19 protein-coding genes are annotated in these 22,535 nt (G+C 69.1%); 4 read left to right on the forward strand and 15 right to left on the reverse strand.

What is annotated here, in order from left to right:
* Positions 1–23 precede the first annotated feature (23 nt).
* Complete coding sequence (ilvN, locus tag AWC03_RS13585; RefSeq protein WP_085241033.1) at positions 24–524, reverse strand: acetolactate synthase small subunit; 501 nt, start codon at positions 522–524, stop codon at positions 24–26.
* Positions 524–2,392: an acetolactate synthase large subunit gene (locus AWC03_RS13590; protein WP_085241035.1), complete on the reverse strand. Its 1,869-nt coding sequence runs from the start codon at positions 2,390–2,392 to the stop codon at positions 524–526. The genes ilvN and AWC03_RS13590 overlap by 1 nt, the downstream gene beginning before the upstream one ends.
* A gap of 310 nt (positions 2,393–2,702) precedes the next feature.
* On the opposite strand from AWC03_RS13590, the gene AWC03_RS13595 reads away from it, so the two are divergent.
* Positions 2,703–3,059, forward strand: coding sequence for a PH domain-containing protein (locus AWC03_RS13595; RefSeq protein WP_085241037.1), 357 nt, complete (start codon positions 2,703–2,705; stop codon positions 3,057–3,059).
* 3 nt (positions 3,060–3,062) lie between these two features.
* Here the strand turns inward: AWC03_RS13595 and AWC03_RS13600 are convergent, their stop codons facing one another.
* Positions 3,063–3,923 (reverse strand): DoxX family protein, encoded by an 861-nt coding sequence (locus AWC03_RS13600; protein ID WP_085241039.1) that lies wholly within the window; start codon positions 3,921–3,923, stop codon positions 3,063–3,065.
* Positions 3,924–4,184: 261 nt separating this feature from the next.
* Between AWC03_RS13600 and AWC03_RS13605 the strand changes: the two genes are divergently transcribed.
* Entirely contained in the window at positions 4,185–5,306 is a 1,122-nt protein-coding gene (locus AWC03_RS13605; RefSeq protein ID WP_085241041.1) for a PQQ-dependent sugar dehydrogenase, read from the forward strand.
* 105 nt (positions 5,307–5,411) lie between these two features.
* On the opposite strand, the gene gatB is transcribed toward AWC03_RS13605, so the two are convergent.
* From gatB to gatC, 5 genes are all read right to left on the reverse strand, one after another.
* Positions 5,412–6,923, reverse strand: coding sequence for an Asp-tRNA(Asn)/Glu-tRNA(Gln) amidotransferase subunit GatB (gene gatB / locus AWC03_RS13610; RefSeq protein ID WP_085241043.1), 1,512 nt, complete (start codon positions 6,921–6,923; stop codon positions 5,412–5,414).
* Between the two features lie 187 nt (positions 6,924–7,110).
* Positions 7,111–8,052, reverse strand: a complete 942-nt coding sequence (locus tag AWC03_RS13620; protein ID WP_085241045.1) for a MinD/ParA family ATP-binding protein — start codon at positions 8,050–8,052, stop codon at positions 7,111–7,113.
* 395 nt (positions 8,053–8,447) lie between these two features.
* The gene (locus tag AWC03_RS13625) at positions 8,448–9,479 is read right to left on the reverse strand and encodes an ATP-dependent 6-phosphofructokinase (protein ID WP_085241047.1); all 1,032 of its coding nucleotides are present in this window, start codon (positions 9,477–9,479) and stop codon (positions 8,448–8,450) included.
* A 45-nt stretch (positions 9,480–9,524) separates the two neighbouring features.
* Positions 9,525–11,006: an Asp-tRNA(Asn)/Glu-tRNA(Gln) amidotransferase subunit GatA gene (gene gatA, locus AWC03_RS13630; RefSeq protein ID WP_085241049.1), complete on the reverse strand. Its 1,482-nt coding sequence runs from the start codon at positions 11,004–11,006 to the stop codon at positions 9,525–9,527.
* Positions 11,003–11,302 (reverse strand): Asp-tRNA(Asn)/Glu-tRNA(Gln) amidotransferase subunit GatC, encoded by a 300-nt coding sequence (gene gatC / locus AWC03_RS13635; protein WP_067918254.1) that lies wholly within the window; start codon positions 11,300–11,302, stop codon positions 11,003–11,005. Before gatC ends, gatA begins: the two co-directional genes overlap by 4 nt.
* Before the next feature lie 96 nt (positions 11,303–11,398).
* Between gatC and AWC03_RS13640 the strand changes: the two genes are divergently transcribed.
* A complete protein-coding gene (locus tag AWC03_RS13640; protein ID WP_090423446.1) occupies positions 11,399–12,055 on the forward strand; it encodes an ACT domain-containing protein in 657 nt (218 codons plus the stop codon).
* Here the strand turns inward: AWC03_RS13640 and AWC03_RS13645 are convergent.
* The 5 genes from AWC03_RS13645 to AWC03_RS13665 form a co-directional block, all read right to left on the reverse strand.
* Positions 12,052–14,967, reverse strand: coding sequence for an MMPL/RND family transporter (locus AWC03_RS13645; protein ID WP_085241052.1), 2,916 nt, complete (start codon positions 14,965–14,967; stop codon positions 12,052–12,054). The genes AWC03_RS13640 and AWC03_RS13645 overlap by 4 nt on opposite strands.
* Entirely contained in the window at positions 14,964–15,410 is a 447-nt protein-coding gene (locus AWC03_RS13650) for an MmpS family transport accessory protein (RefSeq protein ID WP_208859449.1), read from the reverse strand. Before AWC03_RS13650 ends, AWC03_RS13645 begins: the two co-directional genes overlap by 4 nt.
* Positions 15,411–15,581: 171 nt before the next feature.
* Complete coding sequence (locus AWC03_RS13655; protein WP_090422980.1) at positions 15,582–16,187, reverse strand: TetR/AcrR family transcriptional regulator; 606 nt, start codon at positions 16,185–16,187, stop codon at positions 15,582–15,584.
* Positions 16,188–16,235: 48 nt separating this feature from the next.
* Positions 16,236–18,317 carry an NAD-dependent DNA ligase LigA gene (gene ligA, locus AWC03_RS13660; protein WP_085241055.1) on the reverse strand — a complete coding sequence of 694 codons (2,082 nt, stop codon included), beginning with the start codon at positions 18,315–18,317 and terminating at the stop codon, positions 16,236–16,238.
* Positions 18,318–18,489: 172 nt separating this feature from the next.
* Positions 18,490–19,515 carry a uroporphyrinogen decarboxylase/cobalamine-independent methonine synthase family protein gene (locus AWC03_RS13665; protein ID WP_085241057.1) on the reverse strand — a complete coding sequence of 342 codons (1,026 nt, stop codon included), beginning with the start codon at positions 19,513–19,515 and terminating at the stop codon, positions 18,490–18,492.
* A 97-nt stretch (positions 19,516–19,612) separates the two neighbouring features.
* Between AWC03_RS13665 and AWC03_RS13670 the strand changes: the two genes are divergently transcribed.
* Positions 19,613–20,257 (forward strand): sensor domain-containing protein, encoded by a 645-nt coding sequence (locus tag AWC03_RS13670; RefSeq protein ID WP_208859448.1) that lies wholly within the window; start codon positions 19,613–19,615, stop codon positions 20,255–20,257.
* Here the strand turns inward: AWC03_RS13670 and mnmA are convergent.
* The gene (mnmA, locus tag AWC03_RS13675) at positions 20,254–21,330 is read right to left on the reverse strand and encodes a tRNA 2-thiouridine(34) synthase MnmA (protein ID WP_085241059.1); all 1,077 of its coding nucleotides are present in this window, start codon (positions 21,328–21,330) and stop codon (positions 20,254–20,256) included. The two genes, AWC03_RS13670 and mnmA, sit on opposite strands and share 4 nt — an antisense overlap.
* Positions 21,331–22,509, reverse strand: coding sequence for a cysteine desulfurase family protein (locus tag AWC03_RS13680; RefSeq protein WP_085241061.1), 1,179 nt, complete (start codon positions 22,507–22,509; stop codon positions 21,331–21,333).
* Between the last annotated feature and the right edge of the window lie 26 nt (positions 22,510–22,535).

The following is a 22,535-nucleotide window of genomic DNA, read 5'->3' on the forward strand; positions in this document are numbered from 1 at the left end:
ACTGTTGAATCTCTCCTTGTGTGTTACTTGGCCGTGGTGATGCCGCGCGGACCGCGGGACAACGACACCACGCCGGACTGGACGATCTCGCGGATGCCGAAGGGCTCCAGCACCCGCAGCAGCGCCTCGATCTTGCCGCGGTCACCCGTCGCCTCGATCGTGAGCGCCTCGGGTGAAACGTCAATCACCTTGGCGCGGAACAGGTTCACCGCTTCGATGACCTGGCTGCGGCTACCGGCGTCTGCGCGCACCTTGATCAGCGCCAACTCCCGGGACACCGCGGCCCCGTCGTCCAGCTCGACGATCTTGATGACGTTGATCAGCTTGTTGAGCTGCTTGGTGATCTGCTCGAGCGGGGTCTCCTCGGCGCTGACCACGATGGTCATCCGCGACATGTCCTTCTGCTCGGTGGCACCGACGGCCAGCGACTCGATGTTGAACCCGCGCCGGGAGAACAGCGCCGCCACGCGGGCGAGCACACCCGGTTTGTCCTCCACCAGCACCGACAGCGTGTGGGTGTTCATCAGGCGTGCCCTTCGCTCTCGTCGTCGAACAGCGGGCGAATGCCGCGGGCGGCCTGAATCTCGTCGTTGCTGGTGCCGGCGGCCACCATCGGCCATACCTGCGCGTCCGCGCCGACGATGAAGTCGATCACCACCGGGCGGTCGGTGATCGCCCGCGCCTGTTTGATCACGTCCTCGACGTCTTCCTCACGCTCACAACGCAATCCGACACACCCCAGCGCCTCCGCCAGCTTCACGAAGTCCGGGATGCGATGCGAATGCGTGGCGAGGTCCGTCTGCGAGTACCGCTCCTCGTAGAACAGCGTCTGCCACTGGCGCACCATGCCCAGGTTGCCGTTGTTGATCAGCGCCACCTTGATCGGCACGCCTTCGATCGCGCAGGTGGCCAGCTCCTGGTTGGTCATCTGGAAGCAGCCGTCGCCGTCGATGGCCCACACCTCCGCCTCCGGGCGAGCCATCTTGGCCCCCATGGCCGCCGGGATGGCGAATCCCATGGTGCCCAGCCCGCCGGAGTTGATCCAGGTGCGCGGGTTCTCGTATGAGACGAACTGCGCCGCCCACATCTGGTGCTGACCCACGCCGGCGACGTACACCGCGTCCGGGCCGGCGATCTGACCCAACTTCTCGATGACGTATTCGGGACCCAGGCTGCCGTCGCTCTGCGGGTCATAGCTCAGCGGATAGGTGGACTGGACCTCGTCGAGGTAGCTCCACCATTCGGTCATATCGACATTGCCGGGAACGTCGTAGTGGCGCAGCATCGCGATCAGGTCGGTGATGACGGCTTTGACGTCGCCGACGATCGGCACGTCGGCGTGGCGGTTCTTGCCGATCTCGGCCGGGTCGATGTCGGCGTGAATGACCTTGGCCTCCGGTGCGAAGGTGTCCAGTTTCCCGGTCACCCGGTCGTCGAAGCGGGTTCCCAGCGCGATCAGCAGGTCGCTGCGCTGCAGCGCCGCCACCGCGGCGACGGTGCCGTGCATGCCGGGCATGCCCAGGTGCTGGCGGTGGCTGTCGGGGAACGCGCCGCGCGCCATCAGGGTGGTCACCACCGGGATGCCGGTCAGCTCGGCCAGCTCGTGCAGTAACTCGGTCGCGTCGCCGCGGATGACGCCGCCGCCGACGTAGAGCACCGGTTTGCGCGCGTCCGCGATCAGCCTGGCGGCCTCGCGGATCTGCCGGTTGTGCGGTTTGGTGGTGGGCTTGTAGCCGGGCAGGTGCATGCGCGGCGGCCAGTTGAACGTGCACTGGCCCTGCAGCACGTCTTTGGGGATGTCGACGAGCACCGCACCGGGACGCCCCGAGGCGGCGATGTGGAAGGCCTCGGCGAGCACCTGCGGAATCTCGTCGCCCGAGCGAACCAGGAAGTTGTGCTTGGTGATCGGCATCGTGATGCCGGAGATGTCAGCCTCCTGGAAGGCGTCGGTGCCGATCAGCGTGCGACCGACCTGTCCGGTGATCGCGACGACGGGAACCGAGTCCATCTGGGCGTCGGCCAACGGCGTGACCAGATTGGTGGCGCCGGGCCCCGACGTCGCCATGCACACCCCGACCTTGCCGGTCGCGTGGGCGTAGCCGCTGGCGGCGTGGCCGGCACCCTGCTCGTGGCGGACCAGCACGTGGCGAAGCTTTTTCGAGTCGAACAGCGGGTCGTAGACCGGCAACACGGCTCCGCCGGGGATGCCGAAGATCACCTCGACGTCGAGTTCCTCCAGCGACCGGATCACCGATTGGGCGCCGGTAAGTTTCTCGGGCCCAACACGTTTCGGCTTGGCCGCGGAGGACTTCCCGGCGGGCTTGGTCGCGTCGGAGGCGACGTCGGCGGCACTCTGTGGCTGTGTGCCGTGCTGCCTGGTGGGTGCGCTCACTGTCCTTGTTCCTTATTCACTCTGGGAATCTCGCTGGGGGCAACAAAAAACCCCCGACAGCTCATCTGCTGCACGAGGGTTGCGCGTTGGTCTGGATAGCTTCAAATGCCGAGAGGCTAGTCAGGCACCAACGCGCCGACCAATTACTACGAGCATCCCGGGCTGTCCGGCGGTATCCATAACGTCCGACGGTAGCCTTCGCACAGCTCAGCAGTCAAATCCGCCGCCTCGGCCCGCGCCGAGATCCGGCCCTCCTGACGGGTGAAATGATGGTCGGGTGGCTACCGCTTCGTCTTCGCACACGCCCGTCGTGATCAAGGTCTCCCCGATCGCGCACCTGGCCGTCGGATTCGTGACCCTCGGGTTGCTGATACCGGTGATGCTGTGGCCGCTCTCGGCGCCGCTGCTGGTGATCCCGGTGGTGCTGTCGGCGCTGATCGTCCGGCTACGCACCGTCGCCGACGAGCGGGGGGTCACCGTCCGGACCCTGCTGGGCAGCCGGTCGGTGGCATGGGAGGAGATCGACGGGCTGCGCTTCCACCGGGGTTCCTGGGCCCGCGCGCACCTCAAGAGCGGCGCGGACGTGCGCCTGCCCGCGGTGACGTTCGCGACGCTGCCGCAGCTGACCGAAGCCAGCTCGGGGCGCGTGCCCAACCCCTATGCGTGAGGGTCAGGCGATCGGGTTGACCCCGTTGAGTAGGACCCACACCGCGATGCCGGCGGCGATACCGACCAGCAGCGCGACGAACGACCCGATGAAGGGCCGGTGGGCCCAGCCGCGGCGCGCGTCGAGGCCGTAGCGGCCCGGCCCGCACAGGATGACGGCGACCGCCAGGACGATCAGGGTGATCTGGTATTCGTGTCCGTCCGGCAGGAAATACGTGAAGGTGTGCGGATGCGGCCGCACCGTGATGGTGGCCAGCATGCCGTTGATCAGGAACGCCAGCGCACCGGCCGCGGCGACCGGGGTGAACAGTCCCAGCACCAACAGCACGCCCGCGACGAGCTCACCGCCCGTGCTGACGTAGGCGAGGATGTCGGCGTGCTGGTAGCCGACGTCGGACAGCGAGTTCTTGAACCCGCCCACCCCTGAGCCGCCCCCCCAGCCGAACAGCTTCTGCAGCCCGTGGGCGGCCAGCACGACACCGAGGCCCACCCGCAGTACCAGCAAACCCAGGTGCTGGGTTCCGCGCCGGCCGACCTCGTGCAGCCGGTCGTGGTGTTCGTCCGCATCGATCTCGACGGGCTCGGCGGCCGCGTGCCGGGATGACTGCGGCTGGACGTAGGGCAGGGGCTCCTGCTGGTCGAGCACGTGGTAACCGGTCGCACTGGACCCGCCCACGGCGGCGTGGTCGCCCATGTACGGGATGACGGTGGTGGTTCCGGTCGAGGGGTTGAAGTCGCCGGGGTAGCCGACGGGCGTCAGATCGTCTTCCGGGTCAACCACGCGCGCCGTCGCGGGGCGTCCCGGGGCGGGCGCCGGGGATTCACCGGGCCGCTGCCAATGTCCGTCATTCGCTTGACTGGTCACGCGTGTCAGGGTAAGGGCATTTGGCGCCGAATTGGGGATTTGAGCGGCGCTTTCGCCAGGCAATCGACGGTTTTCCCGCCAAACCGGCCCGGATCGGCCCGAAATGACCTTGCGCGCCGCTCCGCGGCGTTCGAAACGGGCGCACCGGCGCCGCGGGACGCGGCCCGCGGCGAGCATGGGAAGCGTTCCGATCCTGTCACGTCAGGCGGCCAGGCGCGGGCGTGTGGCGGCGGCGGCCGCCCTGTCCGTAGCCTGTCGGTCATGCGACTACGGCGCTCGGTTCGGTGCGGCTTTGCCGCGCTCTGCGCGGTGGTGCTGCTCGCGAGCGGGTGCGCACGGTTCAACGATGCCCAGTCGCAGCCCTTCACCACCAACCCGGAACTCAAGCCCCAACCCAGCTCGACGCCTCCCCCGCCGCCGCCGCTGCCGCCCACGCCGTTTCCCAAAGCGTGCCCGGCGCCGGGCGTGATGCAGGGCTGCCTGGAGAGCACCAGTGGGCTGATCATGGGGCCGGACAGCAAAACCGCGCTGGTCGCCGAGCGCACCACCGGCGCCGTCAAGGAGATCTCGGTCAGCGCCGAGCCGAAGGTGAAGACCGTCATCCCGGTCGACCCGTCCGGCGACGGCGGCCTGATGGACATCGTGCTGTCGCCGACCTACACGCAAGACCGGCTGATGTACGCCTACATCAGCACGCCGACCGACAACCGGGTGATCCGGGTGGCCGACGGCGACGTCCCCAAGGACATCCTCACGGGCATCCCCAAAGGCGCCACCGGTAATACCGGAGCGCTGATCTTCACCAGCCCCACCACGCTGGTGGTCATGACCGGCGACGCGGGCGACCCCGCGGCGGCCGCCGACCCCAAATCGCTGGCGGGCAAGGTCCTTCGCATCGAGCAGCCGACCACCATCGGTCAGGCGCCGCCGACGACGGCGCTGTCAGGCGTCGGCTCCGGCGGCGGCCTGTGCATCGACCCCGTGGACGGGTCGCTCTACGTCGCCGACCGCACGCCGACGGCGGATCGGTTGCAGCGCATCACCAAGACCTCCGAGGTCTCCACGGTGTGGACGTGGCCGGACAAACCCGGCGTGGCGGGCTGCGCGGCGATGGACGGGACCGTGCTGGTCAACCTGATCAACACCAAACTGACGGTGGCCGTGCGGCTGGCACCGGCGACGGGTGCGGTCACCGGGGAACCGGACGTGGTGCGCAAGGACACCCATGCGCATGCGTGGGCGTTGCGGATGTCGCCGGACGGAAACGTCTGGGGGGCAACGGTCAACAAGACCGCCGGGGACGCCGAGAAGCTCGACGACGTGGTGTTCCCGCTGTTCCCCCAGGGGGGCGGCTTCCCACGCAACAACGACGACAAGACGTAGGTCGTATCAGCGGGTCTTATCCGGGCCGAGAGTGCGTTTCTCGACGGCTTAGCGGTGTCGCGTCATGAAATGCACATTGGGTGGTGGGCGATCGGCGCGACGTCGTCAACTCTGCCCGCAGGCGGCCAGCACCAGTTCGCGCACGCGGGCGGCGTCGGCCTGCCCGCGGGTGGCCTTCATCACCGCGCCGACGATCGCGCCGGCAGCGGCCACCTTGCCGCCGCGGATCTTCTCCGCCACATCGGGATTGGCGGCCAGCGCCTCGTCGACCGCGGCCTGGGTCACCGAATCGTCGCGCACCAGTTCCAGGCCGCGCGACGTCATCACCTGCTCGGGTTCGCCCTCGCCGGCCAGCACGCCCTCCACGACCTGTCGGGCCAGCTTGTTGGAGAGCTTGCCCCCATCCACGAGGGCGATCACGGCGGCCACCTGGGCCGGGCTGATCGCCAGTTCGTCCAATCCGACGTTGGCCTCGTTGGCCTTCTGCACCAAGAAGTTTCCCCACCAGGCGCGGGCCTGCTCGCTGGCCGCACCGTGCTTGACGGTCTCGATCACCAGCTCCACCGCGCCGGCGTTGACCAGATCGCGCATCACCTCGTCGGAAACGCCCCACTCCTGCTGAATCCGCTTGCGGCTCAGCCACGGTAGCTCCGGGATGGTCTGGCGCAGTTGCTCGACAAGTTCACGGCTGGGCGCGACGGGCTCCAAGTCGGGCTCGGGGAAATAGCGGTAGTCCTCGGCCGTTTCCTTGACGCGGCCCGGGCTGGTGTACCCCGCCTCGTGGAAGTGCCTGGTCTCCTGGGTGATTCGGCCGCCTGACGCGAGGACGGCGGCCTGCCGCTGCATTTCGTAGCGCACGGCGACCTCGACGCTCTTCAGCGAGTTGACGTTCTTGGTCTCGGTCCGGGTGCCGAACTCGGACGCGCCCTTCGCCATCAGCGACACGTTGGAATCACAACGCATCGAGCCCTGGTCCATCCGGACGTCGGATACGCCCAAGGCGCGCAACAGGTCTCGCAAGGCCGTGACGTAGGCGCGGGCGATCTGGGGCGCCCGTTCGCCGGCGCCCACGATGGGCTTCGTCACGATTTCGATCAGCGGCACACCGGCGCGGTTGTAGTCCAGCAGCGAGGTCGTCGCGCCGTGGATGCGGCCGGTCTCGCTGCCCAGATGGGTGAGCTTGCCGGTGTCTTCCTCCATGTGCGCGCGCTCGATCTCGACCCGCCAGGTGCTGCCGTCTTCCAGCGGGGCGTCCAGGTACCCGTTGATGGCGATCGGCTCGTCGTACTGGGAGATCTGATAGTTCTTGGGCATGTCCGGGTAGAAGTAGTTCTTCCGGGCGAAGCGGCACCACGGCACGATCTCGCAGTTCAGCGCGAGCCCGATCCGGATGGCCGACTCCACAGCGGCGCGGTTGAGCACCGGCAGCGAACCGGGCAAGCCGAGGCAGACGGGGCACACCTGGGTGTTGGGTTCGGCGCCGAAGGCGGTGGAGCAGCCGCAGAACATCTTGGTGACGGTCGACAGCTCGACGTGCACCTCGAGGCCGAGTACGGGGTCGAAGCGCGCGATGACGTCGTCGTAGTCCATGAGATCGGCGCTGGCAGCAACACTCATGCCGTCGATCGTAGTGGTGACCGCGAGCGCGGCGGAGCCGGGCGAAGCGGGTCACCACCAACAGGCGCAGTGGTGACCGCGAGCGCGGCGGAGCCGGGCGAAGCGGGTCACCACCAACAGGCGTAGTGGTGACCGCGAGCGCGGCGGAGCCGGGCGAAGCGGCCGATTGCCTGGGGACCGGGCGAACTCAAGACCAGTGCGGCGAGCGCGGCACCGGGAACCGATTGCGGTCCCCTCCCCTGCCCGGGAACATGTCGGCCAGCACGGCCGCCATCTCGAGGTAGCTGCGGCGACTTTCCTTGCTCAGTCGGTCCAGCTGGATCTGTTTGCCCTCGTGGATGTGGCGGTCGAACGGCAGCACCACCGTCGCGGCGACACGCGCGGACAGCCGCTCGAGTTCCCTGGCGGCCAGCAGGTCCAACTTGGCCGGCTCGACGTGGTTGATCGCAAGTACCGTCGACCGCACCAAGGATTGATAGCCGTTGTTGCCCAACCAATCCAGCGTGGTCGCGGTCTTGCGTATCGCGTCGATCGAGGTGCTGGTCACCACGACCAGCGCCCGCATCTCGGGCAGGACCGCTTCCATCACACCCGAATTGAGCGCCTTGGCGCAGTCCACCAACACCACCGAATAGTGGTTGCGCAACAGCGAGAATGCCCTGACCACGTCGTGCCGCTCCAACCGCCAGTCGGTGTGCGCGTAATCGGGCAATCCGAGCACTTCCAGGCCGAAGCTGTTCATGTAGGTGTGCGCCCGGACGTCCGAATAGTTCGTGACCGCCTTTTCGGCGAGCAGCTCGGGCATGCCCACGGAGTTGGGGCGGCCATGCCGCTCCGGCAGGTCGCCGGCGTCGATGTCGACGGCGATGACCCGGTCGTGACGCACATCGGCGAACGTCGACCCGAGCGCCTCCACCACCGCGGTCTTGCCGACGCCTCCCTTGAGGTTGAGCACGGCGAGGGGGAACGCCCCGCCCACGGCCGCCCGGATGCGGTGGCGCAGCCCGTCCTTGTACTGCGCATCTTTGCCGGGGCCGAGGTCGACACCGGTCACGCGATGGACCGCTTCCCGCCAGCTGAAGCCCGAGGAGCTTTCCCGCGCCTGCTGGTCAAGCCCGTCCAGCGCCATCCCGCCCGGTAGTGGCGCCCGCCGCGGCCGCGAAGGGGCGCGCGATGCCGGGGCGGGCGCAGGAGGGGGCGGGGCCGGCGGTGGCCTGAATGGCGGCCTGCGGCCCGATGGGTCCGCACGCGGGGGCTGCGGCACCGTAGCGGCGGCCGGATCGGCGTCGATCCTCCGATCGGCGGAACGCGGCGGACGCACCGGCGGGCTCGGTGGCCCTGCCGACCCGGCGGGGTGCTGAACGACTCCGCGACTCGAACCGCGGTTGCTCACATCTCAGGTATAACCGCTGGGAACCGGTCGGGAAACCACGAATCTTCGCTGACGGTGTCGCAGCAGGTCAACGCCGGGCAAATTCAGGCCACCGTCAGGCCGGGGTCACTCGCCGTTTGCCGGATCCGGGGTCACCCGAAGAAGGCGGCGGCGTCGTCGTAGCGGCTTTCGGGTACCAGCTTGAGCTGGCGCACGGCGTCGGCCAACGCCACCCGGCCGATGTCCTGGCCCCGCAACGACACCATCTGACCGTATTCCCCCGCGTGCGCGGCGTCGGCCGCATTGACGCCGAACCGGGTGGCCAGGACCCGGTCATAGGCCGTCGGGGTCCCGCCGCGCTGGACGTGGCCCAGCACGGTCACCCGGACGTCCTTGTTGATCCGCTTCTCCACCTCGGCGCCCAGTTGGGCCGCGACGCCGGTGAACTTTTCGTGACCGAACTCGTCAATTCCGCCTTCGCGCAAGGAGATCGAACCCGGAACGGGTTTTGCTCCCTCGGCGACCACACAGATGAAATGCGCATCCCCGCGCTGGAAGCGGCGTTTGACCAGCCGGCACACCTCCTCGATGTCGAAGGGCTGTTCCGGGATCAACGTCATGTGCGCGCCGGAAGCCAGGCCGGCGTTCAGCGCGATCCAGCCGGCGTGCCGGCCCATCACCTCCACCAGCATCACCCGCTGGTGGGATTCGGCGGTGCTGTGCAGGCGGTCGATGGCCTCGGTCGCCACCGTCAGCGCGGTGTCGTGACCGAAAGTGACGTCGGTGCAATCGATGTCGTTGTCGATGGTCTTCGGCACCCCGACAACGGGAACGTTCTCCTCCGACAGCCAGTGCGCGGCGGTCAGGGTGCCTTCCCCGCCGATCGGGATGAGCACGTCGATGCCGTTGTCGTCCAGGGTCTGCTTGATCTGGTCCAGGCCGGCCCGCAATTTGTCGGGATGCACGCGCGCGGTTCCCAGCATCGTGCCGCCCTTGGCCAGCAGCCGGTCATTGCGGTCGTCGTTGTGCAGTTGGATGCGTCGGTTCTCCAGCAACCCGCGCCACCCGTCCTGAAAGCCGACCACCGACGAGCCGTACCGGGCGTCGCAGGTGCGCACCACCGCCCGGATGACGGCGTTCAACCCCGGGCAGTCCCCGCCTCCGGTCAGAACTCCGATCCGCATGCCCTTATCTTGCCCTGCGGCGAGCCCGCCGCGCCGGGCAGACGGCTAGATCGCGCTCGGCAACGGTCCGCGCGCGGCCTCGTAGGCGGCGCCCACCCGGTACAGGCGGTAATCGGCCAGCGCCGGCGCCATGATCTGCAGGCCGACCGGGAGTCCGTCGTCCGGCGACAGCCCCGACGGCACCGACATGCCGCAGTGGCCGGCCAGGTTCAGCGGCAGCGTGCACAGGTCGAACAGGTACATCGCCAGCGGATCGTCCACCTTCTCGCCCAATGGGAAGGCGGTGGTCGGTGTTGCGGGCGACACGACCACGTCGACGGATTCGTAGGCCCTGTCGAGGTCTCGGGCGATCAGTGTGCGCACCTTCTGCGCCTGGTTGTAATACGCGTCGTAGTAACCGGCCGACAGCGCGTAGGTGCCGATCATGATGCGCCGCTTGACTTCCGGCCCGAAACCGGCCGCGCGCGTCAGCGCCATCACCTCCTCGGCGCTGTGCGTCCCGTCGTCGCCGACGCGCAGCCCGTAGCGCATCGCGTCGAAGCGGGCCAGGTTGCTCGACACCTCCGACGGCAGGATCAGGTAGTAGGCGGCCAACGCGTATTCGAAGTTCGGGCAGTCGACTTCGCTCACCTCGGCACCCAGCTCGGTGAGCCGCCCGACGGCCGCCTCGAACGAGGCGAGCACACCCTGCTGGTAGCCCTCCCCGCGCAACTGCTTGACGACGCCGACGCGCACGCCGGTGAGGTCACCGGCCGCGCCCGCCCTGGCGGCGGCCACGACGTCGGGTATCGCCGCCTCCACGGAGGTGGAGTCGCGGTGGTCGTGCCCGGCGATCACCTGGTGCAGCAGCGCGGTGTCCAGCACGGTGCGCGCACACGGGCCGCCCTGATCCAGCGAGGACGCGCAGGCCACCAGCCCGTAGCGCGACACCGTGCCGTAGGTCGGTTTGACGCCGACGGTCGCGGTCAGCGCCGCGGGTTGCCGGATGGAGCCGCCGGTGTCGGAGCCGATGGCCAGCGGCGCCTGAAACGCCGCCAGCGCCGCCGCGCTGCCGCCCCCGGAGCCGCCGGGCACCCGGTCGAGGTTCCACGGGTTGCGCGTCGGGCCGTAGGCGGAGTTCTCCGTCGACGAACCCATCGCGAACTCGTCCATGTTGGTCTTGCCCAGGATCGGGATGCCCGCGGCGCGCAACCGCGTGGTGACGGTGGCGTCGTACGGGGACCGCCAGCCCTCGAGGATCTTGGAACCGCAGGTGGTGGGCATGTCGACGGTGGTGAAGACGTCCTTGAGCGCCAGCGGAACCCCCGCCAGCGCCGATGGCAGCCGCTCGCCTGCGGCCACCGCCTCATCGACCACCGCCGCCGCCCCCAGCGCCTCGTCGGCGGCGACGTGCAAGAAGGCGTGGTACCGGTCGTCCGTCGCCGCGATCTGGTCCAGGCACGCCTGGGTGACCTCGACCGATGACAGCTCCCTGGCGGCGATCCGGGCGGCCAGGGTCGCGGCGTCGGAGCGGATGATCTCGTTCACTCGCTGTCCCCCAGGATCTGCGGCACCGCGAAGCGGCCGTCGGCGGCCTCGGGCGCCGCGGCGAGAGCCTCGGCCTGGGTCAGGCAGGGTGTCGGCTCGTCCGGGCGGGTGACGTTGACGTCCTTGAGGGGGTTGCCGGTCGCTTCGACGCCGGTGACGTCGACGGCCTGCACCTGGCTGACGTGGGTCAGGATGGCGTCGAGCTGACCGGCGAAGCTGTCCAGCTCGCTGTCGGTCAGCGCCAGCCGGGACAGCCGGGCCAGGTGCGCCACCTCGTCGCGGGAGATCTGAGACACGACAGGAAAGCCTAGCCGCGGGCGTGCGGGCGGGTTCAGGGCCGCCGGATATCCGCGAAAATGCAGTCCACGCGCCGCTGTGTCACAGTGTTGGCCGTGCCGTCCTATCTGTTGCGCATCGAGCTGGTCGACCGCCCGGGCAGCCTGGGCTCGCTGGCGGTGGCGCTCGGTTCGGTGGGCGCCGACATCTTGTCGCTCGACGTGGTGGAGCGCAGCTCGGGCTACGCGATCGACGACCTGGTGATCGAGTTGCCGCCCGGGGCGATGCCCGACACGCTGATCACCGCCGCGGAGTCGCTTTCCGGTGTCCGGGTGGACAGCGTGCGTCCGCACACCGGGCTGCTGGAGGCGCATCGCGAGCTGGAGCTGCTCGACCACGTCGCCGCGGCCCTCGACAAGGCGTCCCGGTTGCAGGTCCTGGCCAATGAGGCGCCTCGGGTGCTGCGCGTGAGCTGGTGCTCGGTGCTGCGCCGTGCCGGTGACGAGCTGCAACGCCTGGCCGCCAGTCCCGGTGCGCCGGAGACGCGGGCGGCTACAGCGCCGTGGCTGCCGATCGACCGAGCAACGACGCTCGACGGCAGCGCCGAGTGGGTGCCGCAGGCGTGGCGCGACATGGACACCACGATGGTCGCGGCGCCGCTGGGCGATACGCACACGGCCGTGGTGCTGGGCCGTCCCGGACCCGAGTTCCGGCCCTCGGAGGTGGCCCGCCTGGGTTATCTGGCCGGGATCGTGGCCACCATGCTGCGCTAGCTACTGCCCGCCGGCGCCTTGGACCCCGCCCCCACCACGGGATCGTCGTCCTCCCACAGCAGCAGCTGCCGAACCGCCGGCCGCGGACCGTACGGCCGCAGCATGGTGCTGGCCGGGCGCGGGCGCACCCGTTGGGGCCACCAGAACCATCGCCCGAGAAGCGTTGCGACCGAGGGTGTCATGAAGGACCGCACGATCAGCGTGTCGAACAGCAGCCCGAGACCGATGGTGGTGCCGATCTGGCCGAGCACCTGGAACCCGCTGAAGACGAACGCGCACATGGTGACGGCGAAAACCAGGCCGGCGGAGGTGACCACCGATCCGGAGCCGGCCATCGCCCGGATGATCCCAGTCTTCAGGCCGGCGTGGATCTCCTCCTTGAATCGCGAGATCAACAGCAGGTTGTAGTCGGAACCGACTGCCAGCAAGAGGATTACGGCCAGCGCGAGCACGACCCAATAGAGCTGAATGCCAAAGATGTACTGCCACACCAGAACCGAGAGCCCGAACGAGGCGCCCAGGGAAAGGGCGACGGTGCCCACGATGACCAGGGCGGCGATCAGGCTGCGCGTGATGATCATCATGATCAGCAGGATCAGGCTCAGGGCCGCGAACGCGACGATCAACAGGTCGTATTTGGCACCGTCCTGAATGTCCTTGTAGGTTGCCGCGGTCCCGCCGACATAGACGCGGGCGTCGGCCATGGGCGTGCCCTTGAGGGCCTCGTGCGCGGCCTTGGTGATCGGGGCGATGTGCGCGATGTCCTCGGGCGTCGCGGGATCGCCCTCATGGGTGACGATCATGCGGGCGGCCTCGCCGTCGGGCGAGAGGAACAATTTGAGCCCGCGCTTGAAGTCGGGGTTGTTGAACACCTCGGGCGGCAGGTAGAAGGTGTCGTCGTTCTTGGCGGCGTCGAAGGCCCGCCCCAGGGCCGTGGCGTTGTCGATCGCGGCGGCGGTCTGCGCGTAGATGCCCGACAGCGTGGCGTAGTTGGCCAACGTCAGGTCGCGATTGGTCTGCTGGCTGGCGATCTGCGGCGGGATCAGCGCCACCAGTTTCGGCTGCAGCGCGTCGAGCTTGTCCAGGGTCGCCGTGAGGTCCTCGAACTTCTCGGTGAGCTGGTCGATGCCGTCGAGCGCGTCGAACAGGGATCGGAACGCGAAGCACGCGGGGATGTCGTAGCAATGCCTTTCCCAGTAGAAGTAACTGCGCACCGGCCGGAAGAAGTCGTCGAAGTTCGCGATCTTGTCGCGCAGGTCCTGGATCGTGGCGATGGTGTCGTGAAAGTTCTGGGCCTCGCTGTGGGTGGTGTCGGCGAGCTGCTGCTGCAGGACGTACTGCTGCTTGAGAATGTTGATCGTCTTCGCCAGTTCGTCGGCCTGCTTGCGCAGGTCGTCCGCCCGATCGCGTTGGTAGGTCAGGTTTTCCTGCTGGGCGGCGCTCTGGTTGCTGACCACGAACGCCAGCGAGCTGTGGTCCAGCGGGGTGCCCAACGGCCTCGTGATGGCCTGCACCTGGGCGATGCCGGGCACGTGGAACACCGCCTTGGCCACCCGGTCCAGGATGAGCATGTCGGCCGGGTTGCGCATGTCGTGATCCGTTTCGACCATCAGCAATTCGGGCTCCAGCCGGGCACGGGAGAAGTGGCGCTCGGCCGCGGTGTACCCCACATTCGCCGGGGCGCTCGCGGGCATGTAGGGCCGGGTGTCGTAACTCGTCTTATACCCGGGCAGCGCGAGCAGGCCGACGAGCGCCAGCGCGCACGCGGCGGCGAGAACGGCTCCGGGCCAGCGGACGATCGCGGTGCCGATCCGCCGCCAGCCGCGAGTTCTCATCGCGCGCTTGGGGTCGAAGATCCCCACCTTGGCGCCCAGGGTGAGGATCGCCGGGCCCAGCGTGAGCGCGGCGAAAAGCGCGACGAGGATGCCCAGCGCGGCGGGAATGCCCAGGCTCTGAAAATAGGGCAACCGGGTGAAACCCAGGCACGCCACCGCGCCGGCGACGGTGAGCCCCGAGCCCAAGACGATGTGGGTGGTGCCGTGATACATGGTGTAGAACGCCTTTTCGCGATCTTCACCGGCCGCGCGCGCCTCCTGATAGCGGCCCGCGAAGAAGATCGCGTAGTCGGTTCCGGCGGCGATCACCAACAGCGTCAACAGGTTCGTCGCATAGGTCGACAGCCCGATCACGCCGGCGTTGCCGAGGAGGGCGACCAGACCGCGGGCGGCCGACATCTCGATCAGCACGGTGGCAAGGACCAGCAAGGTGGTGAGCACCGAGCGGTAGACGAAGAACAGCATCACGGCGATCACGCCGACGGTGATCGCGGTGACCTTTGCGGTCCCCTTGCTGCCGACGTCGAATTGGTCGGAGATCAGCGGCGCCGCGCCGGTGACGTACGCTTTGACGCCCGGCGGGGGCGGTGTGTGCTCGACGATGTCGCGGACCGCACCGACGGATTCGTTGGCCAGCGCGGAGCCCTGATTGCCGGCGAGGAACACCTGAACGTAGGCCGCCTTGCCGTCGGAACTCTGGGATCCGGCCGCGGTCAGGGTATCGCCCCAGAAGTCCTGGACGTGTTCGACGTGCTTGCGGTCCCGCTCGAGCTTGCGAATCATCGCGTCATAGAACGTGTGCGCGTCCGCGCCGAGCGGCTTGTCGCCTTCCAGCACGATCATGGCGGAGCTGTCGGTGTCGAACTCGTGGAACTTCTCCCCGATCCGCTTGATCGCCTTGAGCGACGGGGCGTCGGGTGAGTTCAGCGCCACGTTGTGGGTCTTGCCGACGTCCTCCAGCTGCGGCACCGCGATGTTCGTGATCGCGGCCAGGGCCACCCAGAAGAGCAGGATCGGCAAGGCCAGCCGGCGGATGGTGCGCGGCACGAAGCCCCGCGACTGTTGGTCGTTGCTCATCCCGATTTGTCCAGACAGAACGTGTAGGCGTCGACTTTGTTAACGGTGCGTTGGTCTTTCACTTCGCCGTTGACGGTGATGCGGCAGCCGAGGGTGTCCCCGTTGCCCTGTGCCACGACGTTGCCGAGTACCGCGGGCTCCGTCGTGGTGATGGTGAACGACCACGGCAGCGGGGCGTCCTTGACTTGTTGCGGCTGGGCGTTGACATCAAGGTAGTTGATGGTCGCGGTGGCGCCTGGCGCACCGAACACCTCCAGCACCACCTGCTTGGGGTTGAAGGGGACGATCTCGTTCGAAAGGCCGCTGTTGGCCGAGGTGTTGGCGTTCGAGCCGAAGATTCCGTGCAGGCGATAGATGGCGAACCCGGCAAGCGTGACGACCAGCACCGCAACCAGCACCATCCATCCGCGCTTGACCAGCGATGCCACCGAAATCCGCTTCACCCGTTCACCTTTCGATCATCGGGCGACACCCTCACCTGCTCGGCGACGACGGGTGCCGACGGGGTCGGGCGTGATCGACAGCTATGACAGTACGGTACGGGACCGTACTGTACAAGAGACGCGCGCGTACACATTCGACGAAAGACGGCCTGCCCGTGGGCGGCCGCGCCGTTAGCCGATGGTTCTGGTCAGCCCCGGCACGAGGAAACCGTCGACCAGCGCTTGCACGGTGCGACGGGTGGGCGGCCGGTCCGGAATGATGGACCGGAAGATGAGGTAGCCGGGCAACAGGTCCCAGAGTTCGTCGGTGATCGCGTCCGGGTGAACCTCGCCGCGGTCCACCGCCTGCTGCAAGACGTGCTGGATCAACGCCTTGCGCTGGTCGAGGAACTGATGGTGCATGGCCTCGTTGAGCGCGGGATGGCGCGACACCTCGACCATCACCGCGCGGATGGTGCTCGCATGCCGGCCGCCCTCCTGGCAGATCGTCTCCCCCAGTCGCAGCAGATCGCCGCGCAACGTACCCGTGTTCGGCGGCACCGCGACCTGGCGGACGCCTTCGATGAACGCGGCCAGCACCAGTTCGGCCTTGGAGGGCCAGCGCCGATAGACCGTGGCCTTGCTGGCGCGAGCGGCAGCGGCGACGGCATCCACGGTCAGCTGGTCATAGCCGTGTTCCTGCAGCAGGCGCAGGGTCACCGCCAGGATCTCGGCCTCCCGGGGGGACCACGGGGATGCCTGTGCGCGGTCCGCCGTCTGGGTCATAGCGCCCACGATAGAGGCGCGTGGGCGGTGCAGCCCAATTTCGGATGAAGCCGTTGTCGCCTAGTCCGCGGGAGTTGCCGGCGGCCCCTCGGCCAACAGTTTCCGGAAGCCGTCCTCGTCGAGGACCGAGACGCCGAGCTCGACGGCCTTGTCGTACTTGGAACCCGGCGCGTCGCCGGCCACGACGTAGTCGGTCTTCTTCGACACCGAACCCGCGGCCTTTCCCCCGCGCGCGATGATCGCCTCCTTGGCGTCGTCGCGGGAAAAGCCCGCCAGCGAACCGGTGACGACAACCGTGAGCCCTTCCAGCGTGCGGGCCACGCTGGCGTCGCGCTCGTCGGCCATCCGCACCCCGGCGGCCCGCCACTTGTCGACGATCGCGCGATGCCAGTCGACGGTGAACCACTCGGTGAGCGCGGCGGCGATCGTCGGTCCCACGCCCTCGACCGCGGCCAGCCGCTCGGTCGACGCCGCCATGATCGCGTCCAGGCTGCCGAATTCGGTGGCCAGGGCGCGCGCGGCGGTCGGTCCGACATGCCGGATCGACAGCGCCACCAGGACGCGCCACAACGCCACCGACTTGGCCTTGTCCAGGTTGTCCAGCAGCCGCCTGCCGTTGGCGGACAACGCGCCGGCCTTGGTCCGGAAGAGCTCGGTGCGCAGCAGGTCGTCCTCGGTGAGGGTGAACAGGTCCCCCTCGTCGGCGATCACCCCGGCCTTCAGCAGCGCGGTGGCCGCCTCGTAACCCAGCCCCTCGATGTCGAGCGCCCCGCGGCCGGCGACGTGAAAGACGCGCTCCCGCAGCTGCGCCGGGCAGGACCGGGCATTGGGACAACGGATGTCGGCGTCACCCTCCTTGGCGGGGGCCAGCGGAGTACCGCATTCGGGACACGTTGTGGGCATGACGAATTCGCGTTCGGACCCGTCGCGGAGGTCGACGACAGGGCCGAGCACCTCGGGGATCACGTCGCCGGCCTTGCGGATCACCACCGTGTCGCCGATCAGCACGCCCTTGCGTTTGACCTCGCTGGCGTTGTGCAGCGTGGCCAGCCCTACGGTCGAGCCGGCCACCTTCACCGGCGTCATGAAGGCGAACGGCGTGACGCGCCCGGTGCGCCCGACGTTGACCCGGATGTCGAGCAGCTTGGTCTGCGCCTCCTGGGGCGGGTACTTGTACGCGACGGCCCAGCGCGGCGCCCGCGACGTCGTCCCCAGCCGGCGCTGCAGCGAAAAGTCGTCGACTTTGATTACCACACCGTCGATTTCGTGATCGATCTCGTAGCGGTGTTCGCCCCAGTAACCGATCCGGTCCTCGACCGCGGCAAGACCACGCACCCGCGCGGTCTGGTCGGCGACGGGCAGACCCCAGGCCTTCAGCGCCGTGTAGGCGTCGTGCAGGGTCTTGGGCGCGAATCCGTCGGTGCGGCCGATGCCGTGGCAGATCATCCGCAGCTTGCGCCGCGCGGTGACCGCCGGGTTCTTCTGGCGCAGCGAACCGGCCGCGCTGTTACGCGGATTGGCGAAGGGCGCCTTGCCCTCCTCGACCAGGCTGGCGTTGAGCGCCTCGAAATCGGCGAGCATGAAGAAGACCTCGCCCCGCACCTCGAGCACGGCGGGAATCGGCAGATCCGCACCGGCGGTGAGCCTCTCGGGCACATCGTCGATGGTGCGCGCGTTGAGCGTCACGTCCTCGCCGACCCGGCCGTCGCCGCGCGTGGCGGCGCGTTCCAGCCGGCCGTCGCGGTACACCAGCGACAACGCCACCCCGTCGATCTTGAGTTCACACAGGTAGTGGGGATCGCGGCCGATCTCGGTCTCGACGCGATTGCTCCAGGCGACCAGCTCGTCGCGGTCGAAGACATCATCGAGGCTCAGCATCCGCTCGAGATGCTCGGCCTCGGTGAAGTCGGTCGCGAAGCCGGCTCCGCCGACCAACTGGGTCGGGGAATCGGGGGCGCGCAGTTCCGGATACCGATCCTCGAGCGCGAGAAGCTCGTTGAACATGGTGTCGAATTCGGCGTCGGAGACGATCGGCGCGTCCTTGATGTAGTAGCGGAACTGGTGTTCGCGCACCTCGTTGGCCAGTTCCTGCCACTGCCGCCGCACCTCGGGCGACACCGAATCAGCTTCTGCTGAGCTCACCCTCGCAGGCTATCCGAGCCCGCCGACACCGTACCCATGCGCGCTGCCGCCGCCTGTTCGCCGCGCGTCAGGCCGGTTGTTCCGCCGTCCCGGTGTAGCCGCCACAAAGGGGCGGTGAGCTGCGGTTCCAGCCGCATCCAGGGTGCCGTCGTCATCGACTCTCACCGCATGGCTAGATGGCGTCGGGGTCGTCTGCGAAGGCCTCGGCCGCCTTACGGGCCAGCCCGATCGCCAGGCGGGCCCATTCGGGCGTCGCGCCGGCCAGGCCGCACGCGGGGGTGACGCCGATCCGGTCGCGCAGCGCCGAGCGACCGAACCCAAGGCGATCGGTCACCGCCACCACGGCGGCCGCCACCTCTTCGGCCGACGGCCGCCGCTCCGGAGCGCTGCTGGGCACCACCCCCAGCACGATCGTGCGGCCCGATTCGAGAAAGCCGGCCATACCGTCGAGATCCGCCGCGACCAAGGTGCCCGCGTCCACCGATACCGCATCGATCTTGCTGTCCTGCAACATCTTCCACGGCAGCCCCGAGGCGCAGCTGTGTAGCAGCGTCGCGCCCCCCGCCGCGGCGACACAGGCGTCGAGCAGACCGACGGCCACCGCTTCGTCGAGCGGCGCCACTGGGCTCAGCGCGGTCACGCCGGTCAACCGGCCGCCCAACGCCTGCGGCAGCGAGGGCTCATCGAACTGCACCACCACCGGCGTCTCGAGCCGGCGCGCCAGGGTCGCGCGGTGGCCGGCGACGCCTTCGGCCAGCGACGCGGTCAGATCGCGCACGGCCCCGGGGTCGGTGATCGCCCGATGGCCGTTGGCCAGCTCCAGCTCCGCCGCCAGGGTGATCGGTCCGGGGGCCTGCACCTTGACCACGCGGTCGCCGCCGCGCAGTCCGGCCACCTCCCAGGCCTCTTCCAACGCGTCCATGTCCTCCTCGAGGAGACTGGCGGCGCGGCGGGTGACCGCGCCCGGCCGCGTGACCACCCGATAGCCCCGCGGCACGGTGTCGATGGCCACGTCGATCAGCAGCGCGCCGGCCCGCCCCAGCATGTCGGCGCCCACTCCCCGGGCGGGCAGCTCGACGATGTGCGACAGCCCGTCGGCCAACTCGCCGACGACGACCTCGGCGGCCTCCCGTGGCTTGATGCCGGGCCACGACCCGATGCCGCTGGCCTTTGCGAAGGAAGGCGGGAAAACACTCACCCGCCCAACCGTATTCGACGTCAACCACCACGCCGTTGACCAGGGGTGTCTGTCACGCCACCGCACGGGTAGGTTCGACCCGAGAAGGATGCGAAACGTGTCGCGGACGGCAAGATGGGGGCGGCCGCTGCTGCTGTGGGCGGTAGTGGTGCTGGTTGCCGCGTGCACCCGGGTGGTGGACGGCGCGGCGGTGGCCGGATTCGGTTCCGCGCGCAGGTCCGTGCACGGGGTGAACGTCGACACGATCCTGTTGGACCAGTCGCGGATGCGCGCGATCACCGGCGCCGGCGAGCACCTGACGATCATCCCGTCCATGGACGGCACCAGCCCGGTGGACATCGACGCCCTCGCCGACACCACGCCCCGCGAATGCCGGTTCATCTACGCCGAGACGGCCACGTTCGGTCCCGATGTCGAGGAGTTCCACAAGACGACGTTCCAGGACCCGCCCGACGGCGCGCTGATCTCCGAAGGCGCCGCGGCCTACCGGGACGTCGACACCGCGCGGCGCGCATTCGGCGCGTTGGTGACCACGGTCGGGAATTGCGCCGACGGCTCGGGTGGCCAGCAGTACGTCGGCGACTGGAAGGCCGACGCCGGCTCGCTGCGCCTGCGGCCCGGTGGCTGCGGTCGCGACTACCGGCTGCGGTCGGTGGCCCTGCTGGAGGTCACCTTCTGCGGTTTTGCGCAATCGGTGTCCGACATCGTGATGACGAACATCGTCGCGAACGTACCGGCCTAACGCGCGGTCCCGGCGATGGTGGCGCTGCCGAGGACCTCGTCACCGTCGGGGTCAGGGCGGTACAACACCAGCGTCTGGCCGGGGGCGACGCCGCGCAGCGGGACGCGCAACCGCACGACCAGCTCGTCGGCGACCAATTCCGCTACCGCGTCCGCGGTTTCACCGTGCGCCCGGACCTGCACCGCGCACTCGACGGGGCCCGCCGGCGGCCGTCCCGCGGTGAAGACCGGTTCGCGCCCGCGTAACTGGCGCACGTCGAGGTCGGCCGCCTCCCCCACCCGAACGGTCGCGGTGTCGGCATCGATGGCCGTCACGTAGCGCGGGCCGCCGTCGGGCCCCGGGCCGGCGATGCCCAGGCCCTTGCGCTGGCCGACGGTGAAACCGTGCACGCCGTCGTGCTCGGCGAGCACCGCGCCGTCCGCGCCGACGACGGCGCCGCGGCGGACCGCGATCCGCTCGCCGAGGAAGGCCCGGGTGTTCCCCGACGGGATGAAGCAGATGTCGTGACTGTCCGGCTTCCCCGCGACCGCGAGGCCGCGGCGGGCGGCCTCGGCGCGAATCTGAGCCTTGGGGGTGTCCCCGATGGGGAAGGTGGCGTGGCGCAACTGCTCGGCGGTGAGGACGGCGAGCACGTAGGACTGGTCCTTGTCGTGGTCGACCGCGCGGCGCAGCCGCCCACCGGACAGCCTGGCGTAGTGGCCGGTGGCCACCGTGTCGAAGCCCAGCGCAAGCGCTTTCGCCGACAGGGCGGAGAACTTGATCCGCTGATTGCAGCGCACGCACGGGTTGGGCGTTTCGCCGCGGGCGTAGGACGACACGAAGTCGTCGATCACGTCGGCCTGGAACCTCTCGGCGAAATCCCAGACGTAAAAGGGGATTCCGAGGACGTCGGCGACGCGGCTCGCGTCCGAGGCATCCTCTTTCGAACAGCACCCGCGCGAGCCGGTCCGCAGCGTGCCGGGCGTGGCCGACAACGCCAGGTGCACGCCGACCACGTCGTGGCCGGCGTCGACCATGCGGGCGGCGGCGACCGACGAGTCGACGCCACCACTCATCGCGGCGAGGACCTTCACTTAAGGGGCCCCCGCAGCGGCCAGTGCGGCACGGCGCGCGCGGTCCACCGCGGCGGGCAGCACCTGCAACACCGCATCCACATCGTCATCGATGCTGGTGTGCCCCAGGGACATTCGCAGGGAACCGCGAGCGCTGATGCGGTCGGCACCCATTGCGAGCAGCACGTGCGACGGCTGCGCGACGCCCGCGGTGCACGCCGATCCGGTCGAACACTCGATGCCGTTGGCGTCCAACAACATCAACAACGCGTCGCCTTCGCAGCCGCGAAAGGTGAAGTGTGCGTTGCCGGGCAATCGCATGGGGTCGCGGGCGCCGTTGAGGCTGACGTCCTCGATGCCCGCGAGCACCCCTTCGATCAGCCGGTCACGCAACGCCCGCAGCCGCGCGATTTTCGCGTCGATTCCGTCCACCGCGATCCGGGCCGCGGCCGCCATGCCGACCGCACCGGCGACATCGGCGGTGCCGGAACGGATGTCACGCTCTTGTCCGCCACCATGGGCCAGCGGCACGCACGCCACGTCGCGGCGCACCAGCAGTGCGCCCACACCCGGCGGGCCACCGAACTTGTGCGCGGCCACGCTCATCGCCGACAGCCCGCTGGCGGTGAAGTCCACCGGCAACTGCCCCACCGCCTGCACGGCGTCGCTGTGCATCGGAACCCCGAATTCGGCCGCGATGGCGGCGAGGTCGGCGACCGGCATGACGGTGCCGACCTCGTTGTTGGCCCACATCACCGACACCAGCGCGACATCGTCGTGGCTGCGCAGTGCCTCGCGCAGCGCGGTGGCCGAGACCGAACCGTCGGCGGCGGTCGGCAACCACGTCACCTCGGCGCCTTCGTGTTCGACGAGCCAGTTCACCGAGTCCAGGACGGCGTGGTGTTCCACCTCGCTGGTGATGATGCGCCGGAGCCGCGGTTCGGCGTCGCGCCGCGCCCAGTAGATGCCCTTGACCGCCAGGTTGTCGCTCTCGGTGCCGCCCGCGGTGAAGACGATCTCGGACGGGCGGGCGCCCAGCCGGTCGGCGATCAGTTCGCGGGATTCCTCGATGCGACGCCGCGCCGCCCGTCCGCTGGTGTGCAGCGAGGAGGCGTTGCCGACGGTGCCCAGCACGGCCGTCATCGCCTCAACGGCGGCGGGGTGCATCGGCGTGGTAGCGGCGTGATCAAGGTAGACCATGACGCGACCCACGATACCGGCAGGTG

The organism is Mycobacterium europaeum, from assembly GCF_002102155.1.
GTDB classification, from domain to species: Bacteria; Actinomycetota; Actinomycetes; order Mycobacteriales; family Mycobacteriaceae; genus Mycobacterium; species Mycobacterium europaeum.